The 15,585-nt window shown below is 48.3% G+C and carries 16 protein-coding genes; 10 read left to right on the top strand and 6 right to left on the bottom strand.

Annotated features, from left to right (window positions below):
* The first annotated feature begins 133 nt into the window (after window positions 1-133).
* The gene (locus CWM47_RS15870; RefSeq protein ID WP_100989151.1) at window positions 134-580 is read left to right on the top strand and encodes a hypothetical protein; all 447 of its coding nucleotides are present in this window, start codon (window positions 134-136) and stop codon (window positions 578-580) included.
* A gap of 285 nt (window positions 581-865) precedes the next feature.
* On the opposite strand, the gene CWM47_RS15875 is transcribed toward CWM47_RS15870, so the two are convergent.
* Window positions 866-1,705, bottom strand: a complete 840-nt coding sequence (locus CWM47_RS15875) for a S41 family peptidase (RefSeq protein ID WP_157815975.1) — start codon at window positions 1,703-1,705, stop codon at window positions 866-868.
* 441 nt (window positions 1,706-2,146) lie between these two features.
* Window positions 2,147-2,383 (bottom strand): GlsB/YeaQ/YmgE family stress response membrane protein, encoded by a 237-nt coding sequence (locus tag CWM47_RS15880; RefSeq protein ID WP_100989155.1) that lies wholly within the window; start codon window positions 2,381-2,383, stop codon window positions 2,147-2,149.
* 195 nt (window positions 2,384-2,578) lie between these two features.
* Here CWM47_RS15880 and CWM47_RS15885 point away from each other — a divergent pair, with 195 nt between their 5' ends.
* A complete protein-coding gene (locus CWM47_RS15885; RefSeq protein ID WP_100989157.1) occupies window positions 2,579-5,686 on the top strand; it encodes a PVC-type heme-binding CxxCH protein in 3,108 nt (1,035 codons plus the stop codon).
* Window positions 5,687-5,858: 172 nt separating this feature from the next.
* The gene (locus CWM47_RS15890) at window positions 5,859-6,824 is read left to right on the top strand and encodes a hydroxypyruvate isomerase family protein (protein WP_100989159.1); all 966 of its coding nucleotides are present in this window, start codon (window positions 5,859-5,861) and stop codon (window positions 6,822-6,824) included.
* A 130-nt stretch (window positions 6,825-6,954) separates the two neighbouring features.
* Here CWM47_RS15890 and CWM47_RS15895 read toward each other — a convergent pair whose 3' ends face one another.
* Window positions 6,955-7,257, bottom strand: a complete 303-nt coding sequence (locus tag CWM47_RS15895) for an isoamylase early set domain-containing protein (RefSeq protein WP_100989160.1) — start codon at window positions 7,255-7,257, stop codon at window positions 6,955-6,957.
* 273 nt (window positions 7,258-7,530) lie between these two features.
* Window positions 7,531-8,199, bottom strand: coding sequence for a nicotinamide riboside transporter PnuC (gene pnuC, locus CWM47_RS15900; protein ID WP_100989162.1), 669 nt, complete (start codon window positions 8,197-8,199; stop codon window positions 7,531-7,533).
* 74 nt (window positions 8,200-8,273) lie between these two features.
* Between pnuC and CWM47_RS15905 the strand changes: the two genes are divergently transcribed.
* The 6 genes from CWM47_RS15905 to CWM47_RS15930 all read left to right on the top strand — a co-directional run bounded on the left by CWM47_RS15905 (window position 8,274) and on the right by CWM47_RS15930 (window position 13,753).
* On the top strand, window positions 8,274-9,467 hold the full coding sequence (locus CWM47_RS15905; RefSeq protein ID WP_100989164.1) for a Gfo/Idh/MocA family protein: 1,194 nt from the start codon (window positions 8,274-8,276) through the stop codon (window positions 9,465-9,467).
* 67 nt (window positions 9,468-9,534) lie between these two features.
* Entirely contained in the window at window positions 9,535-10,317 is a 783-nt protein-coding gene (locus tag CWM47_RS15910) for an SDR family NAD(P)-dependent oxidoreductase (RefSeq protein ID WP_100989166.1), read from the top strand.
* Window positions 10,314-11,195: an ROK family protein gene (locus CWM47_RS15915; protein WP_100989168.1), complete on the top strand. Its 882-nt coding sequence runs from the start codon at window positions 10,314-10,316 to the stop codon at window positions 11,193-11,195. The genes CWM47_RS15910 and CWM47_RS15915 overlap by 4 nt, the downstream gene beginning before the upstream one ends.
* A 178-nt stretch (window positions 11,196-11,373) precedes the next feature.
* Complete coding sequence (locus tag CWM47_RS15920) at window positions 11,374-12,174, top strand: sugar isomerase domain-containing protein (RefSeq protein ID WP_100993902.1); 801 nt, start codon at window positions 11,374-11,376, stop codon at window positions 12,172-12,174.
* Between the two features lie 6 nt (window positions 12,175-12,180).
* Window positions 12,181-12,684 carry a GNAT family N-acetyltransferase gene (locus CWM47_RS15925; protein WP_100989170.1) on the top strand — a complete coding sequence of 168 codons (504 nt, stop codon included), beginning with the start codon at window positions 12,181-12,183 and terminating at the stop codon, window positions 12,682-12,684.
* 40 nt (window positions 12,685-12,724) lie between these two features.
* Window positions 12,725-13,753, top strand: coding sequence for a methionine synthase (locus tag CWM47_RS15930; protein ID WP_100989171.1), 1,029 nt, complete (start codon window positions 12,725-12,727; stop codon window positions 13,751-13,753).
* A 115-nt stretch (window positions 13,754-13,868) separates the two neighbouring features.
* Here CWM47_RS15930 and CWM47_RS15935 read toward each other — a convergent pair whose 3' ends face one another.
* Together CWM47_RS15935 and CWM47_RS15940 are read right to left on the bottom strand one after the other, a co-directional pair.
* Window positions 13,869-14,450, bottom strand: coding sequence for an acyl-CoA thioesterase (locus CWM47_RS15935; RefSeq protein WP_100989173.1), 582 nt, complete (start codon window positions 14,448-14,450; stop codon window positions 13,869-13,871).
* A gap of 239 nt (window positions 14,451-14,689) precedes the next feature.
* Window positions 14,690-15,016, bottom strand: a complete 327-nt coding sequence (locus CWM47_RS15940) for a HesB/IscA family protein (protein ID WP_100993903.1) — start codon at window positions 15,014-15,016, stop codon at window positions 14,690-14,692.
* 158 nt (window positions 15,017-15,174) lie between these two features.
* Between CWM47_RS15940 and mce the strand changes: the two genes are divergently transcribed.
* A complete protein-coding gene (mce, locus tag CWM47_RS15945) occupies window positions 15,175-15,582 on the top strand; it encodes a methylmalonyl-CoA epimerase (protein ID WP_100989175.1) in 408 nt (135 codons plus the stop codon).
* The last annotated feature ends 3 nt before the right edge of the window (window positions 15,583-15,585 follow it).

Here is a 15,585-nt window from a genome sequence, read left to right on the forward strand (position 1 = left end):
GGTTACGGCGGGGGATATTTGTCAAATGAGAGGGATATTTTTTGCCGTAAATTGATACTTGGTTGATACAATGCCACTTATATAACAGAAGGTTTTCTCTTTTACAGCTTTACTTTTCTAAACTAGTTATGCAATGAAATACTCAATGTGTACCCTTCTCGTTTTGGTGGGCTTGATCAACTCGACTACTTTATTGGCTCAGGTTAAGGTCACTACCGAGATCAATGGGGATGCCGCTACTGGCAAACAATTTATTCAGGCCAAAGCGATTGGTGGGTCTGGCAACTACAGTTACGCTTGGGGGCTAACCACGCCAGGTGCCGTTCCGCCAAATAATGCGTCAGAAGTTTTGCTGGTACCAGCTCAAGAAGCTGAATACATCGTCTTTGTCCGGGACAAGGAGACGGGCGCCAGTGCTTATTCGACGGTAGTAGTGAAAGCACTGGCTGTGAACGAAAAGCACCTGATTAGAATGCCTGGTGAAGATTATAAAGTGATTTTCCATTATTCGGATTCGGCAATAGGAGCGCTTCCGGCTCAACGAAGGAATAAGTGGTTTCGCTACGACACTAGAGATTAGCTGATACTATAAATCATTAGCAGGTTAACATAAAGCCAGTAGCTTTTGCAAAAGTTGGTACTGCTACAAACTGGCTCGTTGAAGAGGAAGTTTTAACTAATGATTGGGTCTTTACATTTATATAATCCAGTCCAGACCAGTACTATAACTGCATTTACGTAAAATGATTATTACGGAGACAAGTCAATCTATATCCTCAATTGAAAATTCGAAAATTTATACTATTTGACCAAATGCAATTTCGGGTGGGTTATTCCATATAAAATAGCAGTAGACTAATTATCTTTATTGAAGTAGCCAGCTTGTGGCTTCTGCGATAACCTTTTCAGCAACCACTACTTCATCGACCTGAATGGAGGAGCCGTAACCTTGTTTAGATCGGTTGGCCATCGTAGACTGAGTCAAATTTAAAAGTGCACCATCACTCAGCCTGTTGGTTGCATTAGCGGTTGATAAACCACACGTGGCCTTGCCAAAACTGCGGGTGTTTGGCCGTCCTTTGAAGGCAATCGCTACGGCCTCACCCGAACTGGCAGTAGCTCGATCGGTCAATACAGCCACTTTAAAATTTGCTTTTCGAACGGTGTAAGCCGATTCCACTTTCGTAAGTTCAGCTTGGTTCAATAAGGCGCTGCCTTTTTGATAGGACCAAGCCGACGCATTTCCATCGGGATCCAGGAAATAACCACATACACCCTCCCCTAACAGGGGCCCTACACCCGCCAGCATAGGCCACATGTTACCCCCTAAATTGCCTCTCAGATCAACAATCCAGCCTACAATTGAGCCACTATCGGCGGCTTTGATAGCATCTTGGATCGATTGAGCGAACTTAGTGGCATCGATACCACCTCCGTTAAAAGTGCTCACCTTAACATAGCCGATCCCTTCGTGTATTGTTCCGGTTATGATAGTAGCATCTGTACAGGCTGCTGTTGAGTTACCGTAAATTACGGTTCCAGTACTCGTATAGTACATGCTGTGATTGTCACCAAGTAGCGTTAACCCAAGCTGAATAGCAGGATAGGTATCCGCAATAGTCTGTGCTCCTTGGGCCTGGGCATCTACTTTCGCTTTAAACACCGTCCAGTCAATCGTTTTTCGATTGATTGAATTGGTCTTCATTAAACCCACTACTTCGTCTAAATATCCCTGTGCTACTACCGAGGTTACCGCAGGTTCTTTCTCTTTATTGCAACTATTTAAAGTTATAAAGCTGAGTAGGCAAAGGGATAGGATCTTTAGAGAAACTGACGATTTGAACTTAGTCATCGATTGGCAAGTGAATTGGGGACAAAATTAGTGAGTAGCTAAATTATAACTATAGTTAGATAAAATGTGGTTGAACTCAACAAATTTTTATCCTACAGGTGTGATTGCATAATGAGATTTATCAATCATACACCAACCTCATCCTCAATTCAAAGTCTCAAATAAATATGAGAGTCCCTTAGATCATAGGGCCTTCTCCCAATAGCTGAAAGCAAATAAAACCTCTGCCATTCCACCAGGTGTGGCACAGCAGAGGTTGACAAAATTATTAGTTATAAGCTGATTACTGTGTTGTTAAAACAGCCGCCCCAGGAAAATCAGTACGATGGCTCCGCCTACGGAAATTAATAAGTTCATGAATAAGCCATCGTTGTCTGGGTCGTTGCCGAGCCGCTTGGCGATGAAACCGCCGACAAGGCCACCCACAATACCCAAAATGATATTGACTAAAGCCGAATTGTGACTGTCCATGAGTCGGCTGGCGATGTAACCGGCAATACCACCCAGGATAATAGAATATAAAAAGCCCATTTGTGTAAGAATTAGGTGAATGTTCAGTGTAACTACACAATCCCACACAAAATGTTTTGGTATAGAATATACTTAGAGGCAATGGCTTGAAAAATCTGAGTATCAATGGGTATAAATGAGCAGCCCTGTCATTTTAACGGGTAGTGTTCAGCTTTACACATTAACAGCTACTTCTATCTTTAGTAGACTACTTCTATGAATCGATTATTAACAGCGAAACGCTCCGCCTTTTCACGACGGATGGTCGCATTATCAGCCGCTGGATTACTTGTTGGTGGCGTATTTGTTGGGGCATATCAGAATCGAAACCTCAATGCTGCTTCGGGGCGTTACCTGACAAACCTGTTCGCTCAATTGAGCGACGATGATAAGCATGATCCTAAATATGCCGTTGGTAGCCTGAATGTAGCACCGGGACTGGAAGCAACTCTGTTTGCCGCCGAACCCATGCTGAAGAATCCAACCAATATTGATGTGGATGCTCGTGGGCGGGTTTGGGTATGCGAAGCGTACAATTACCGCCCAGCCATAAATGGCAATCCAACCAGCAAAGAGGGCGACCGCATCATGATTCTGGAAGATACCAATGGCGATGGCAAGGCCGATGTCTCGAAGGTGTTTTATCAGGGTGCCGATATTGAGTCACCGCTGGGTATTTGGGTGCAGGGTAATAAAGTGATCGTGTCCGATAGTCCGAACGTTTGGGTATTTACCGACGAAAACGGCGACGATAAAGCGGACAAAAAAGAACTGCTCTTTACGGGTATTGGTGGCGAACAGCACGACCACGGCATGCACACCTTTGTGTTCGGGCCGGATGGTAAATGGTATTTCAACTTCGGCAACGAAGGAGGCCAGCTTCTCGACAAAGACAACAATGCAGTTGTCGATATCGCTACCGGAAAAACCATCAACAAGCAGAATTTCAAGATGGGCATGGTGTTTCGCTGCGACCCCGATGGGAAGAACGTGGAGGTACTTGGCCAGAATTTCCGTAATAACTATGAAGTCGCCGTTGACTCCTATGGTACGCTGTGGCAGTCGGACAACGACGACGATGGCAACAAAGGTGTTCGGATCAACTACGTCATGGAATATGGCAACTACGGCTATACCGACGAAATGACCGGCGCGGGCTGGCAGGCTAACCGGGAGAATATCGAACCCGAAATCCCCAGACGCCATTGGCACCTCAACGACCCTGGTGTTGTTCCGAACCTTATTCAAACCGGAGCAGGCTCGCCAACGGGTATGATCGTGTATGAAGGAACGCTTCTGCCCGAAGTATTTCGGAATCAGATGATTCACTGCGATGCCGGTCCCAATGTAGTGCGGTCGTATCCTGTGCAAAAGGACGGCGCGGGTTATAAAGCTGAAATCGTAAATGTGCTGGAAGGCACCCGCGATCAGTGGTTCCGGCCTGCCGATGTGTGTGTGGCACCCGATGGCTCACTCATTATTGCCGATTGGTATGACCCCGGCGTGGGTGGACACCAGGCGGGCGATCAGAGCCGGGGGCGCGTGTATCGGGTGGCACCACCCAATTCGCCCTACACCATGCCAAAAGTTGATCTGACAACCACCGACGGGGCCATTCTGGCACTGCAAAGCCCGAATATGTCCATTCGGTATGCTGCCTGGCAGAAGTTGCGGAGCATGGACAAAAAGGCCGAAAAAGCACTGGCTAAACTGTATAAAACGTCAACTAACCCCCGGATGCAGGCCCGCGCTCTATGGCTATTGAGCAAGCTCGATAAAGGACCGAAATACATTGAAACGGCGCTGAAAAGTGATAACCCAGATTTACGGATTACGGCACTTCGGGCGGCACGCGAACTCAAAACAAATATCATTCCCTACGCAAAACAGCTTGTTAATGATGCAGACGCTCAGGTTCGCCGGGAGGTTGCCATTGCTCTTCGGGGGAATACTTCACCTGATGCTCCTGCATTATGGGCGCAACTGGCGAGTCAGTACGATGGCAAAGATCGCTGGTATCTGGAAGCCCTGGGCATAGGTGCCGATGGCAATTGGGATACATACTATGCTGCCTGGGTGAGGCAAATGAACAACGATCCGCTGGCCAATGTAGGCGGTCGTGACATTGTATGGCGTGCTCGTACCAAAGAGTCTGTTCCCATGCTGGCGAAGCTGGCGGGCGACCCGGCCGTAGATGTCAATCAGCGTTTACGTTATTTCCGGGCGTTTGATTTCAATCCCGGTGCTACCGAAAAATCAAATGCGTTGCTCGGTATTTTACAGGCAAATAGTAACACGACTGAGGTTACCAAACTGGCGCTACGGCACCTCGACCCTGAATTCGTAAAGAACTCACCTGTGGCAACGAGTGCGCTGACCAAACTCATGAACGACGTGTACGGCACCCCCGAATACGTTGAACTGGTAACTCGTTTTGAGCCGGTATCCGAAAATGCCCACCTGAAACAACTGGCCGTTCAGAAGTCGATGGACGGTATGGGGCGCGATGCCGTTCGGCAGTTGCTCAAGCAAAAGGGCGGCCCGATGGTTTGGGAGGTAATTAATGGAAATGACCCCGAAGCGGCCACAAATATGCTGGTGGCACTGCGCCGGGTGGGGAATAAAGAGTCGATGGACATTCTGAAAACGGTGGCCCTTGACGACAAACGGTCATCCGCCCTGCGACGGGAAGCGACCCGTTCCTTAGGGGGTAGTATGGAAGGGGCAGACATGGTCGTGGCTCTACTCAAATCCGGTGACATAAAAGGCGATTATAAAAAGTCGGCCGTACAGGGCGTTAGCAACGACTGGCGCAAAAACATTCGGATTCAGGCGGCTAGCTTCCTGGATGGCGGCCAAAGTGCGGAGGGTAAAAAACTACCCGGCATGAATGAATTGCTGGCTATGAATGGCGATGCAGCCCGTGGCGTCTCCGTGTTCAAGAATAATTGCAACATCTGCCATCAGGTAAATGGTGAGGGTATGGACTTCGGTCCAAAGCTGTCGGAAATTGGCTCTAAATTGCCCAAAGAAGGTCAGTATCTGGCTATTCTGCACCCCGACGCGGGTATTAGTTTCGGCTATGAAGGATGGGAGGTGAAGTTCAAAGACGGCAGTGCCATGACGGGCATCATATCCAGCAAAACCGAAACCGACCTGCAGATGAAGTTTCCGGGTGGGGTGGTGCAGAATTTCAAAACGTCTGATGTTGTGTCGATGAAACAACTGGATGCATCCATGATGCCCTCAGGTTTGCAGGAATCCATGAGCACACAGAATTTGGTTGATTTAGTGGAATATTTAGCAAGTTTAAAAAAGAAATAGAACCGGGATTTTTACAAGATTCAAAGGATTAAACAGGATTAGACAGGATTATCCAATAGAGCTCTTCGAGCTATTTAAACAGGAGAAGGTCATTTTACCTATTGGATAATCCTGTCTAATCCTGTCTAATCCTTAAAATCTCGAAAAAATCCCGGTCCAGATACACTACCTTATGCAACGACGTAATTTTGTAAAATCAACATTTGGCGCGGCCGGCCTAGGCGCGGCCGGCTTAGGTCTGGCAGGTACCGCTGTAACGAGTGAATCAGTAGCCGGTAACTGGCACTCACAACCGAACTTGCTGGCTAAAAATACCTTCAAGCTGAAATATGCCCCTCACTTCGGCATGTTCGAAAACAGTGCGGGCAGCGACCTGATCGATCAACTCAAATTCATGGCCGACCTTGGTTTTACGGCCATCGAAGACAACGGCATGATGGGCCGGGACCCGGCACTTCAAACCAAAATTGGGGAAGAAATGGCTCGTCTTGGTATGAAAATGGGTGTTTTTGTACTCGATAAAGGCGGTAATGGGCAGAATACACTGGCCGCTGGAAAAACCGAATTTGTTGATATTTTTCTGGCTGGATGCCGAAAAGCCGTCGAGACAGCAAAGCGAATCAATGGCAAACTGACAACGGTTGTTCCCGGCGATTTTGAGCGTAATCTGCCAATTGGTATTCAAACCGGGCATGTTATAGACGCCCTTCGCCGGGGTGCCGATATTCTGGCTCCGGCCGGAGTGGTTATGGTGCTGGAACCCTTGAGCGACACGCCTAACCTATTTTTACGAACATCGGATCAAACGTATGAAATTTGCCGGGCGGTCAACAGTCCATCCTGTAAAATTCTGTTTGATATCTACCACATGCAGAAAAACGAAGGGCACATTATTCCCCACATTAACTGGTGCTGGAACGAAATTGGCTACTTTCAAATTGGCGACAACCCAGGCCGTAATGAACCCACAACGGGTGAAATCAATTACAAAAATGTGTTCAAGTACATTTACCAGAAACAAAAAGCCGAGAATAAGGAGTTTATTTTCGGTATGGAACACGGGAAGTCGATGAAGGGCAAAGAAGGCGAAGTCGCCCTTATTAAAGCTTATGTAGAATCCGATAGCTTTAGCGTGTAGCGTGTAGTACCGACCGTCTCGGTCGGGCGTAAATAAATTGTATCACACCCGACCGAGACGGTCGGTATTACAAAAAAGGGGAATCAGGCTGTTTAGCTTGATTCCCCTTTTTCGTTTCTAATTTCTTTTGTTAGAGAACAACAACCGAGTTCTCGTCGTATGAAACACCGCTCGGAACATATTTGTCGGCGGCTGAGTCATTCGTCCATGTTGTACCATCCAAAACGTAGCGGTATTGGTATTCGCCACCAACTGGCAATTCAACCGTCGTTTTGTAAGAACCATCTTTCTGCTTTTTCAGGGCCTGGGCATCCCAGCCATTGAATTCACCGGCCAGAGCGACCGTCTTAGCACCGTTGACGGCTTCGGCCGACAACTCAAACGTTACTTTTGCAAGGGGCTTGCTTTTGAGGAATTGTTTGGCAACTGCCATATAGGTTAACTATTTTGTTTTCAGTGCAAAGTTATAATGCAAAATCGGTAATATAATAGTTATCAATAGGTTAAGGTTAAATATTCTTTATATAATACTAATTAATATATTTTGTTTTATAATTACTTGTCTAAAAAACGTACTATTTTAGAATAGCACTTTAGTTGATCTATCAATTTTTAGTAAATACTATAACCAGCCAAAAGCTACGTTATGCGCGTTCTTGACACGCTTTGCCAGCTGTATGGAATTTGTTGGAAAATTAGATGGTCGTCACGCCGACTGCGCCGAATACGCTCTGTACTCACGAGTCCAGTGCCATGCTCCCTGAAAGGCAATCAGGCAAAAAACAGCGTATTCGACACCGACCAGTTTTACACCTTTCGTAAAATACATATAGGTGCTGATGATGTCGACAAGCAGCCACACCCACCAGCATTCCAGCTTTTTCTGAATCATCATGAATGTACCAATAATACTCATGACCGTTGTAAACGAATCGAGATAGGGGAATGCGCTTGGCTGGCTGAATAAGACCGGAAACCAGACGTGCAGGTTCTGTGCGAAGGTGCCCAAAACACCCATAGCGACCACCCCGCCAAGCAACACTAGAACCAGGGGTTTACCCAGAAGCCGGGTAATACGAAGCTCATTGCGGCTGTCGGCTTCCAGGGCTTTGGGGTGTGTCCAGCGCCACCAGCCTTGCAGGTTCGTGATAAAGAAGAAAACCTGCAAAAACATATCGGGGTAGAGCTGAATCTGGAAGAACAAAAAGAAGAAAAGCAGCACACTGGCGGCTCCGATGGGCCAGCTCCATACGTTGGCTTTGGCGGCTAGCCAGGTGGCTACCGCACCTGATAAGGCCCCGAAAAATTCGAGGTAACTCATGGGGTAATCCCATACCGTAAAGAAAATCGTGTGGATGTCGAAAAAATCGGCCATGGATAAAAAAAAACGGCGGGGGTTCTCTACTTTAACTGCACGAAAGTACGGATTAACCCTTTACCTAAACCTTTATGCAACGTATTGCTATGCTTGGGGGCGGCTTCATTGGCCGCTTCTATGCCGAATCCATCCACGGTCAGCGCAGCCGCGACAAAGTGGTTGCCATTTATGCTCGTCGGGAGGAAACCGCCCAGAAATTTGCGACCGACTACGGCTGTGATTTTGCTTCAACCAACATGGAAGAAGTAATCGCCCACCCCAACGTGGACATGGTTTGTATTGCCCTTCCTAATAACATCCACGAAATGGCGGTTAACCTCTGCGCCAAACACAAAAAATCGGTGGTATGTACAAAACCGCTGGGCCGTAATGCCGACGAAGCCCTGCGCATGATGCAGACGGTTGAAGAAGCAGGCATTTTTGCGGGTTATCTGGAAGACTTATGCTACACACCAAAATTCCTCAAATCGCTGGAAAGTGTTAAAAGTGGCGCACTGGGTCGCATTCTCTGGGCGAAATCGCGCGAAACGCACCCCGGCCCGCACTCCGACTGGTTTTGGGATAAAGAGCAGGCCGGGGGGGGATGTATGCTCGATCTGGGTTGCCATTGTGTCGAAATTTCCCGGAACTTCATTGGGAAAGATGTGAAGCCCATAGAGGTCATGTGCTGGGCCGCTACGCAGGTGAAACCGATTGATGCTGAAGACCACGCTATTGCCCTGGTAAAATACGAAAATGGGGCTATCGGGCAGTTCGAAGTAAGCTGGACGTTCCGGGGCGGCATGGACCTTCGCGATGAGGTCATGGGAACGGAAGGTACCATCTGGATCAACAATTTCCTTCGAACGGGCTTTGAGATGTTCACCACGGGTACAGGTGCCGATTACGTGGCGGAAAAAGCCGAATCCAATACTGGCTGGCTATTTCCCGTTGGCGATGAAGTCAATGATCTGGGATACAATCACATGTTTACAGACATGTTCAAATCGCAGGAGGAAGGCCGCGAACCCGCCGAAACCTTCTATGATGGATATGTCGTGAATGCCGTTCTCGATGCCGCCTATAAATCAGCCGAAACGAAACAGTGGGAAAAAGTAAACCTGCCGGTCTGGCGCGGACAGGAGGGTCTCAAACCCGAATCGACGCTGGTCGAGTACGACGCCGATCACTATCTCATCAAGCAGGAAATGACCCACGATGGCCGGAACAAGGTGATTTTGAAAGAAAAAGCCAGTGGAAAAATCATTGAACGGGATTTGGTTTAGATGAACGTATAAAAGGAAGAGTGGGTACTAAGTGTTCATACTCCTTTTAGTCCTTATTACTACACATATGTGGTTAGAATCTAAAAAAATCGTTGTCATTGGCGGCACAACGGGTATGGGCTTGTCGGCGGCACTGGCGTTCGTTCGTGAAGGGGCGCAGGTTGTCGTGGTCGGGCGAAACCCCGAAAGTTGTGCCGTAGCCGAAAAACAACTCGATGGCAATGGGCTGGCCATGTCGGGCGATGCCGCCGATCCGCAAACGGCTCCTGAGGCCATTGCGCTGTGTCAGCAGATTTTTGGCGGTTTCGATGGGTTGTTTCATGTCGCGGGTGGGAGCGGTCGACGGTTCGGTGATGGCCCTCTGCACGATATTACGCTCGATGGCTGGAATTATACGGTTAACCTCAACCTAACCTCATTGATGTTGTCGAACCAGGCTGCCGTTCGGGTATTCCGGGCGCAGGGTGGAGGGGGCGTTATCCTGAACATGGGTTCTGTGCTCGGGTCCAGTCCGTCGCCCGCCTATTTTGCTACACATGCCTACGCGGCCATGAAATCGGCTGTAATTGGGTTTACCAAGTCGGTGGCGGCCTACTATGCCAACGATAACATACGTGTCAATGTGCTGGCACCGGCCCTTGTCGAAACCCCAATGGCGCAACGTGCCACAAAAGATGAAACAATCATAGCGTTCACCAAAACCAAGCAACCGCTCGATGGGGGTCGTATTGGCCTTCCTTCTGATTTGGATGGTGCTGCCGTCTATTTTATGTCCGATTATTCGGCCTTCACCACCGGCCAGGTGCTCACGGTAGATGGCGGCTGGAGCGTAAGCGAAGGACAGATATGACCACCGCAATTGGCATTGACCTTGGGGGCACCTGGATTAAAGGGGTGCTCATGGATATTGAAACCGGCGAACTAGTTAAGCAGCTTTATCACCCTACGCTTGGCGACAAAGACTGGAAGCAGGCTGTGGCTGAATCCGTTGCCGATCTGCGTAACGAATCAGCAGGGGCGGTGCGTGCCATTGGGCTGTCGGCCCCTGGTTTGCCGGGTCCAACGAATGAATCCATCGCTTTTATGCCCGGTCGGTTGAGCGGACTTGAAGGGTTTCATTGGGGAAATTTTCTGAACGATACCGTTTACGTTGTCAACGACGCCCATGCGGCTCTGCTGGCCGAAAGTCGCTTTGGCGTTGCCAAAGGTCAGAAGAATGTCGTGATGCTAACGCTTGGTACGGGCGTTGGTGGCGGGATTCTGATAGACGGAAAGTTGTATCAGGGTAACTTTCAGAAAGCAGGCCATATGGGCCATGTAACTGTAGATGCCGATGGCGACCGCGATATTACGGGTATGCCAGGGAGTCTGGAAGATGCCATTGGCAATGCCACCATTGAGAAACGATCACTGGGTCGGTTTACGTCGACCTACGAATTGCTCGAAGCCTATAAAAAAGGTGACTATTTTGCGCAGTGGGTCTGGCTGTCGTCGGTTCGGAAGCTAGCCATAGGGATTAGTTCTTTTGTGAATTTATTCTCGCCGGATTTAGTCGTGCTAGGTGGGGGTATAACCCAGGCCGAAGATGATTTACTATTGCCACTTGCCGAGTTCATGAACCTCTACGAATGGCGTCCCGGTGGGATGGAAACACCCATTAAAATCGCTCAATTTGGCGATATGGCTGGCGCTATTGGAGCCGCAAGTTTCGCGATACAGTGTTCTTGACAAGACCCACCCAATTTTAAGTGGTGCGATCGGCCTGGCGCGGGTATTCACCCGTGCCTATTAATGTTGCCAGTATTTACTGGCGTTTTTGAGTAGATAGTTTGCGCCAGTAAATACTGGCGATATTAACAGGCACGGGTAAATACCCGCGCCAGGCCGATTGCCAGATTCCATCAATATGATAAGTCAATACATCCAAAAGTGCCGTCAGATTCTCGATACGGTAGACGCACAAAAAACACAAATTGAAGAAGCCGCCCGGTGGTTTGCCGATACGATTCTGGCCGGCCGCATGGTGCATGTGTTCGGGTCAGGGCACAGCCGGATCATGGTCGAAGAAATGTGGCCACGCTATGGCTCCTTTCCCGGCTTCAACCCCATTGTTGAACTGTCGCTAACATTCCATAATCTCGTGGTAGGGGCCAATGGGCAACGTCAGGCCATGTTTTTGGAGAACGTACCCGGATTTGCCGACCGTATCCTCCGAAATTATGACCTGTCAAATCAGGATGCTGCGCTCGTAATTTCCTCATCGGGATGTAATGTCGTGCCCATCGAAATGGCCGAGTTGTTTCAACGGCGGGGTGTAAAAGTAGTAGCGTTGATTACAAAAGACCACGCAGAACAAAGCACCAGCAAACGGAGCGATGGCAAAAAGCTGAGCGACTTTGCCGATTTGATTCTGGACACGGGTGCGCCCGTTGGCGACGCTATGCTAACGGTCCCAAATCTGGATACGCCCGTTGCACCCGGCAGCACAGTTGGCGGAGCTGTCATCGTAAACTGTATTAAAGCCGAAGTTGCTCGTTTACTTACCGAAGCAGGTCATCCCCCCAAAGTGCTTAGCGCGGGTGTTGTGGTGGGTGCCGAGCGGGCGGTCGACTTGTTTGAGGCTGCCTATGACGAACACGCACATCGATTGGCTAAATTGTATGCGAATGTGGGCATACCCAGCTATGTAAGCCAGACAAACCGCTAATCTGCCATGATTGAAACGCCCCGCCTGACGTTGATGCCGCTCACACTTGACCAGCTTCGTCTCCACATCGCTAATAAGTATGAGCTAGAGCAAACATTAGGCTTACAAAAGGGGAGTCGACAGGCATGGGAGCCTGTATTGAGCATCATTGTGCATTTCACGATTCCTCGCTTGCAGAACCCCAAACTCGATCCAATGTATCACACGATGTGGCTGGCCGTTGATCGGGAGAAAAAACAGTTTGTGGCCGAAGCAAAGTTTAAAGGTGAACCTGATGAAACCGGAGCCATCGAAATAGGCTATGGAACGTATCCGGGGTTTCAGCGGAAAGGGTATATGACTGAAATGGTTGGCGGGATGCTGAATTGGGCACGTCAGCAACCGGGTGTCCAGCGTGTAGTGGCCGACACAACTGCCGAAAATGTAGCCTCACAAAAAGTGCTGGAAAAAAATGACTTCCGTTTGTTCGACCAAATCGAAGACATGCTCTGGTGGGAGATTAGTATATAAAAACCCGGCCCTTCTTTTCGAAACATTAACCCATACGATTTTGCAGCCCGTTCCTATAAAAACCACTGTTGTCGGCTCAATGCCGTTTCCCGGCTGGCTCGAATTTTCCAGCCAGAACCTTTCGCAATTCGGCCCGGCCGATATCAATGAAATGATTGAAGATGCCGTTGTGGCATCCGTTCACGATCAGGTTTCAGCGGGTCTGGACGTTATTACCGATGGCGAACAAACCCGTTTCGACTTTAATCTGTCTTTCTACGGCTATATCAACGGTATTCAGAACAACGAAACCGAACTCCGGCGATTTGGGCCACCTGCCCACGATCAGCGGGGTAAACACAACATCGTGGAGCCGTTGACAGCTCCCAGGGGCCTGGGCGTTGTGGAAGAATATCTTCGCCTAAAACGGCTCGCTCCCGAAGGGCAAGGGCTTAAGGTTTCTATTCCCGGACCTTATACACTCAGCGGCCGCTTGTTGCCGGGGAGTTTGTATAAAGATCGCTGGGAGGTGACCGAAGCCCTTTTGCCATTGGTCAATAAAGAAATTGCCGATCTGGTTGCGTTGGGTGTACCCGAAATTTGCGTTGACGAACCGTCGATGTCGTGTTATGCATACCGCGAAGACACCAAACGGTTTGTGGACATTTTTAACCGGACAGTAGCACCGGGCGTAGGCAAAACGCGCCTGTCCATGCACCTCTGTTTCGGGAATTACAAAGGCCGGTCGGTGGGTAAAAAATCCATTGCCCCCATGTTTCCCGATTTTCTGGACATGACCGTCGATGAGCTTCACTCTGAAATGACGATCCTGAATTTCTCGGAAGTGAACCTGTTAGCGCGTTTTGCCGAAAAGTTCGACGTGGCGGTGGGCGTCATCGATGTAAAGAGCTATTACATCGAAACCCCCGAAGACGTAGCCGAACGCATTCGTAAGTGTCTGCCTTACGTTCCTGCCGAAAAACTGGCCGTTGCCCCCGACTGTGGCTTAAGCCAAACCGCCCGCTGGGCTGCGAAACAAAAATTAGCCAACATGGTGGCAGGAGCGAAAATTGTACGAGGTAATCTCTGAACCGGGATTTTTACAAGATTCAAAAGGATTAAAAAGATTGATACAAGAGGCAGAACTATTTTAACTGAACTTTAATGAGGAAGACTAGCAGTATAGCCTTGTGCATTAATCTTGTCTAATCCTTTAAATCTTGTAAAAAATCCCGGTTCAGACTCGCTGTCAGCTCACACCGTTCCTTCTCCAGTTTATCGATATTCTCGGTGAGCAGCATCCGCGTTTTGGCGTTGTCGAAATGTTCACCGTAGGAAGCCCGAAGCTCTTTACGTTTCATAGCCTCCAGAAATCGACGCACATCGTCGGGCGTTTCGAGTAGGAGGGGAGGTACTTCGGTCGGCTGGTCAGCATCATCTTTCGCTACCATCGTGAAGTAGGACGTGTTTGTATGCTTTACGCTTCCCGTTTTTACATTCTCGGCAATAACTTTGATCCCTACAACCAGCGATGTCCGGCCCACGTAATTAACCGAGGCCATAAACGAGACTAACTCGCCCACATCGACTGGTTGCCTAAAATTGACCCCATCGACGGATACGGTCACGCAATACTGGCCAGCATGTTTAGCCGAGCACGCATAAGCAACTTTATCCATCAACGACAATAAAATGCCGCCATGCACCCGGCCACCAAAATTAGCATAAGACGGAATCATTAATTCGGTAAGCGTAGTGCGCGAATGGCTAACGGGTTTGGCGTTCATCAGTGACCGGGATTTTTACAAGATTTAAAGGATTGAACAAGATTATCGCTAGAAAATAGAATGCTGTAAATATGCCCTGATCTTGTGAGCTGCAAAAATAAATAAGCCAACCTATACAAGGCTGGCTTATTTATGAAACTAAAAAATCTTTGTAAGAAAAATGAGTTTCTATAAAATCAAGAGAGCTACATTTTTTGCAGCAATCAAGAAAATCCTTTAAATCTTGTTAAAATCCCGGTTTAGACGGCAAAGCTTTCTCCACAACCGCAGGTGCGGGTGGCATTCGGGTTTTTGAATTGGAATCCTTTGCCGTTCAGACCGTCAGAGAAATCAAGTTCAGTACCGGCCAGATACAGTAAGCTTTTGCGATCTACCAGAATCTTAATGCCTTTATCTTCAACCAAATGGTCTGTTGGCTGTTGGGTTGCGTCGAATTGAAGATCATACATCAAACCTGAGCATCCACCACCTTCGACCGCTACGCGGATGGCCGTATTTTCGGAAAGACCGTCTTTCAAACGGAGTTCAACAATCTTATTTTTGGCGATATCTGAAACCGTAACCATAGTTGTAATCGAATCAATGTTGAGGCATATCAATGCTTTCTCTATAACTTTCGGCCAAACGGAAAAGTTCTTATCGAACGTACCCGACAGCTTCCAACTGTCGGCATACCGATATTTCATAAACGCCGACAGCTGGAAGCTGTCGGGTACAACCAATCATGCTCACCAACATTGAACACATCGGTATTGCCGTCCGCGACATTTCGGCGTCGAATGACTTATTTGCCAAACTACTGAATGTTCAGCCTTACAAAGCCGAAACTGTGGCGTCGGAGGGAGTAACAACGTCGTTCTTTAGAGTAAATCAAACCAAGATTGAACTACTCGAAGCCACCAACCCAGATAGTCCCATTGCTAAGTTTCTGGAGAAAAAAGGGGAGGGAGTTCATCACATTGCCTTTGAAGTAGATGATATACTTAGTGAAATGGATCGCCTGAAAGCTGAAGGGTTTACTGTACTGAATGAAGTTCCGAAACGGGGAGCTGACAATAAATTAGTGTGTTTTCTCCATCCAAAGGGCACAAACGGCGTTTTGGTGGAATTATGCCAGGAGATAAAGGAGTAAGGA

The organism is Spirosoma pollinicola (assembly GCF_002831565.1).
Classification (GTDB): Bacteria; Bacteroidota; Bacteroidia; order Cytophagales; family Spirosomataceae; genus Spirosoma; species Spirosoma pollinicola.

Coding starts and splice junctions, on each gene's coding strand:
- CWM47_RS15925 (WP_100989170.1), top strand. CDS start 12,181: ATGATTGAAACGCCCCGCCTGACGTTGATGCCGCTCACACTTGACCAG.
- CWM47_RS15915 (WP_100989168.1), top strand. CDS start 10,314: ATGACCACCGCAATTGGCATTGACCTTGGGGGCACCTGGATTAAAGGG.
- pnuC (WP_100989162.1), bottom strand. CDS start 8,199: ATGGCCGATTTTTTCGACATCCACACGATTTTCTTTACGGTATGGGAT.
- CWM47_RS15905 (WP_100989164.1), top strand. CDS start 8,274: ATGCAACGTATTGCTATGCTTGGGGGCGGCTTCATTGGCCGCTTCTAT.
- CWM47_RS15875 (WP_157815975.1), bottom strand. CDS start 1,705: ATGAAGACCAATTCAATCAATCGAAAAACGATTGACTGGACGGTGTTT.
- mce (WP_100989175.1), top strand. CDS start 15,175: ATGCTCACCAACATTGAACACATCGGTATTGCCGTCCGCGACATTTCG.
- CWM47_RS15895 (WP_100989160.1), bottom strand. CDS start 7,257: ATGGCAGTTGCCAAACAATTCCTCAAAAGCAAGCCCCTTGCAAAAGTA.
- CWM47_RS15920 (WP_100993902.1), top strand. CDS start 11,374: ATGATAAGTCAATACATCCAAAAGTGCCGTCAGATTCTCGATACGGTA.
- CWM47_RS15910 (WP_100989166.1), top strand. CDS start 9,535: ATGTGGTTAGAATCTAAAAAAATCGTTGTCATTGGCGGCACAACGGGT.
- CWM47_RS15885 (WP_100989157.1), top strand. CDS start 2,579: ATGAATCGATTATTAACAGCGAAACGCTCCGCCTTTTCACGACGGATG.
- CWM47_RS15935 (WP_100989173.1), bottom strand. CDS start 14,450: ATGAACGCCAAACCCGTTAGCCATTCGCGCACTACGCTTACCGAATTA.
- CWM47_RS15940 (WP_100993903.1), bottom strand. CDS start 15,016: ATGGTTACGGTTTCAGATATCGCCAAAAATAAGATTGTTGAACTCCGT.
- CWM47_RS15870 (WP_100989151.1), top strand. CDS start 134: ATGAAATACTCAATGTGTACCCTTCTCGTTTTGGTGGGCTTGATCAAC.
- CWM47_RS15880 (WP_100989155.1), bottom strand. CDS start 2,383: ATGGGCTTTTTATATTCTATTATCCTGGGTGGTATTGCCGGTTACATC.
- CWM47_RS15890 (WP_100989159.1), top strand. CDS start 5,859: ATGCAACGACGTAATTTTGTAAAATCAACATTTGGCGCGGCCGGCCTA.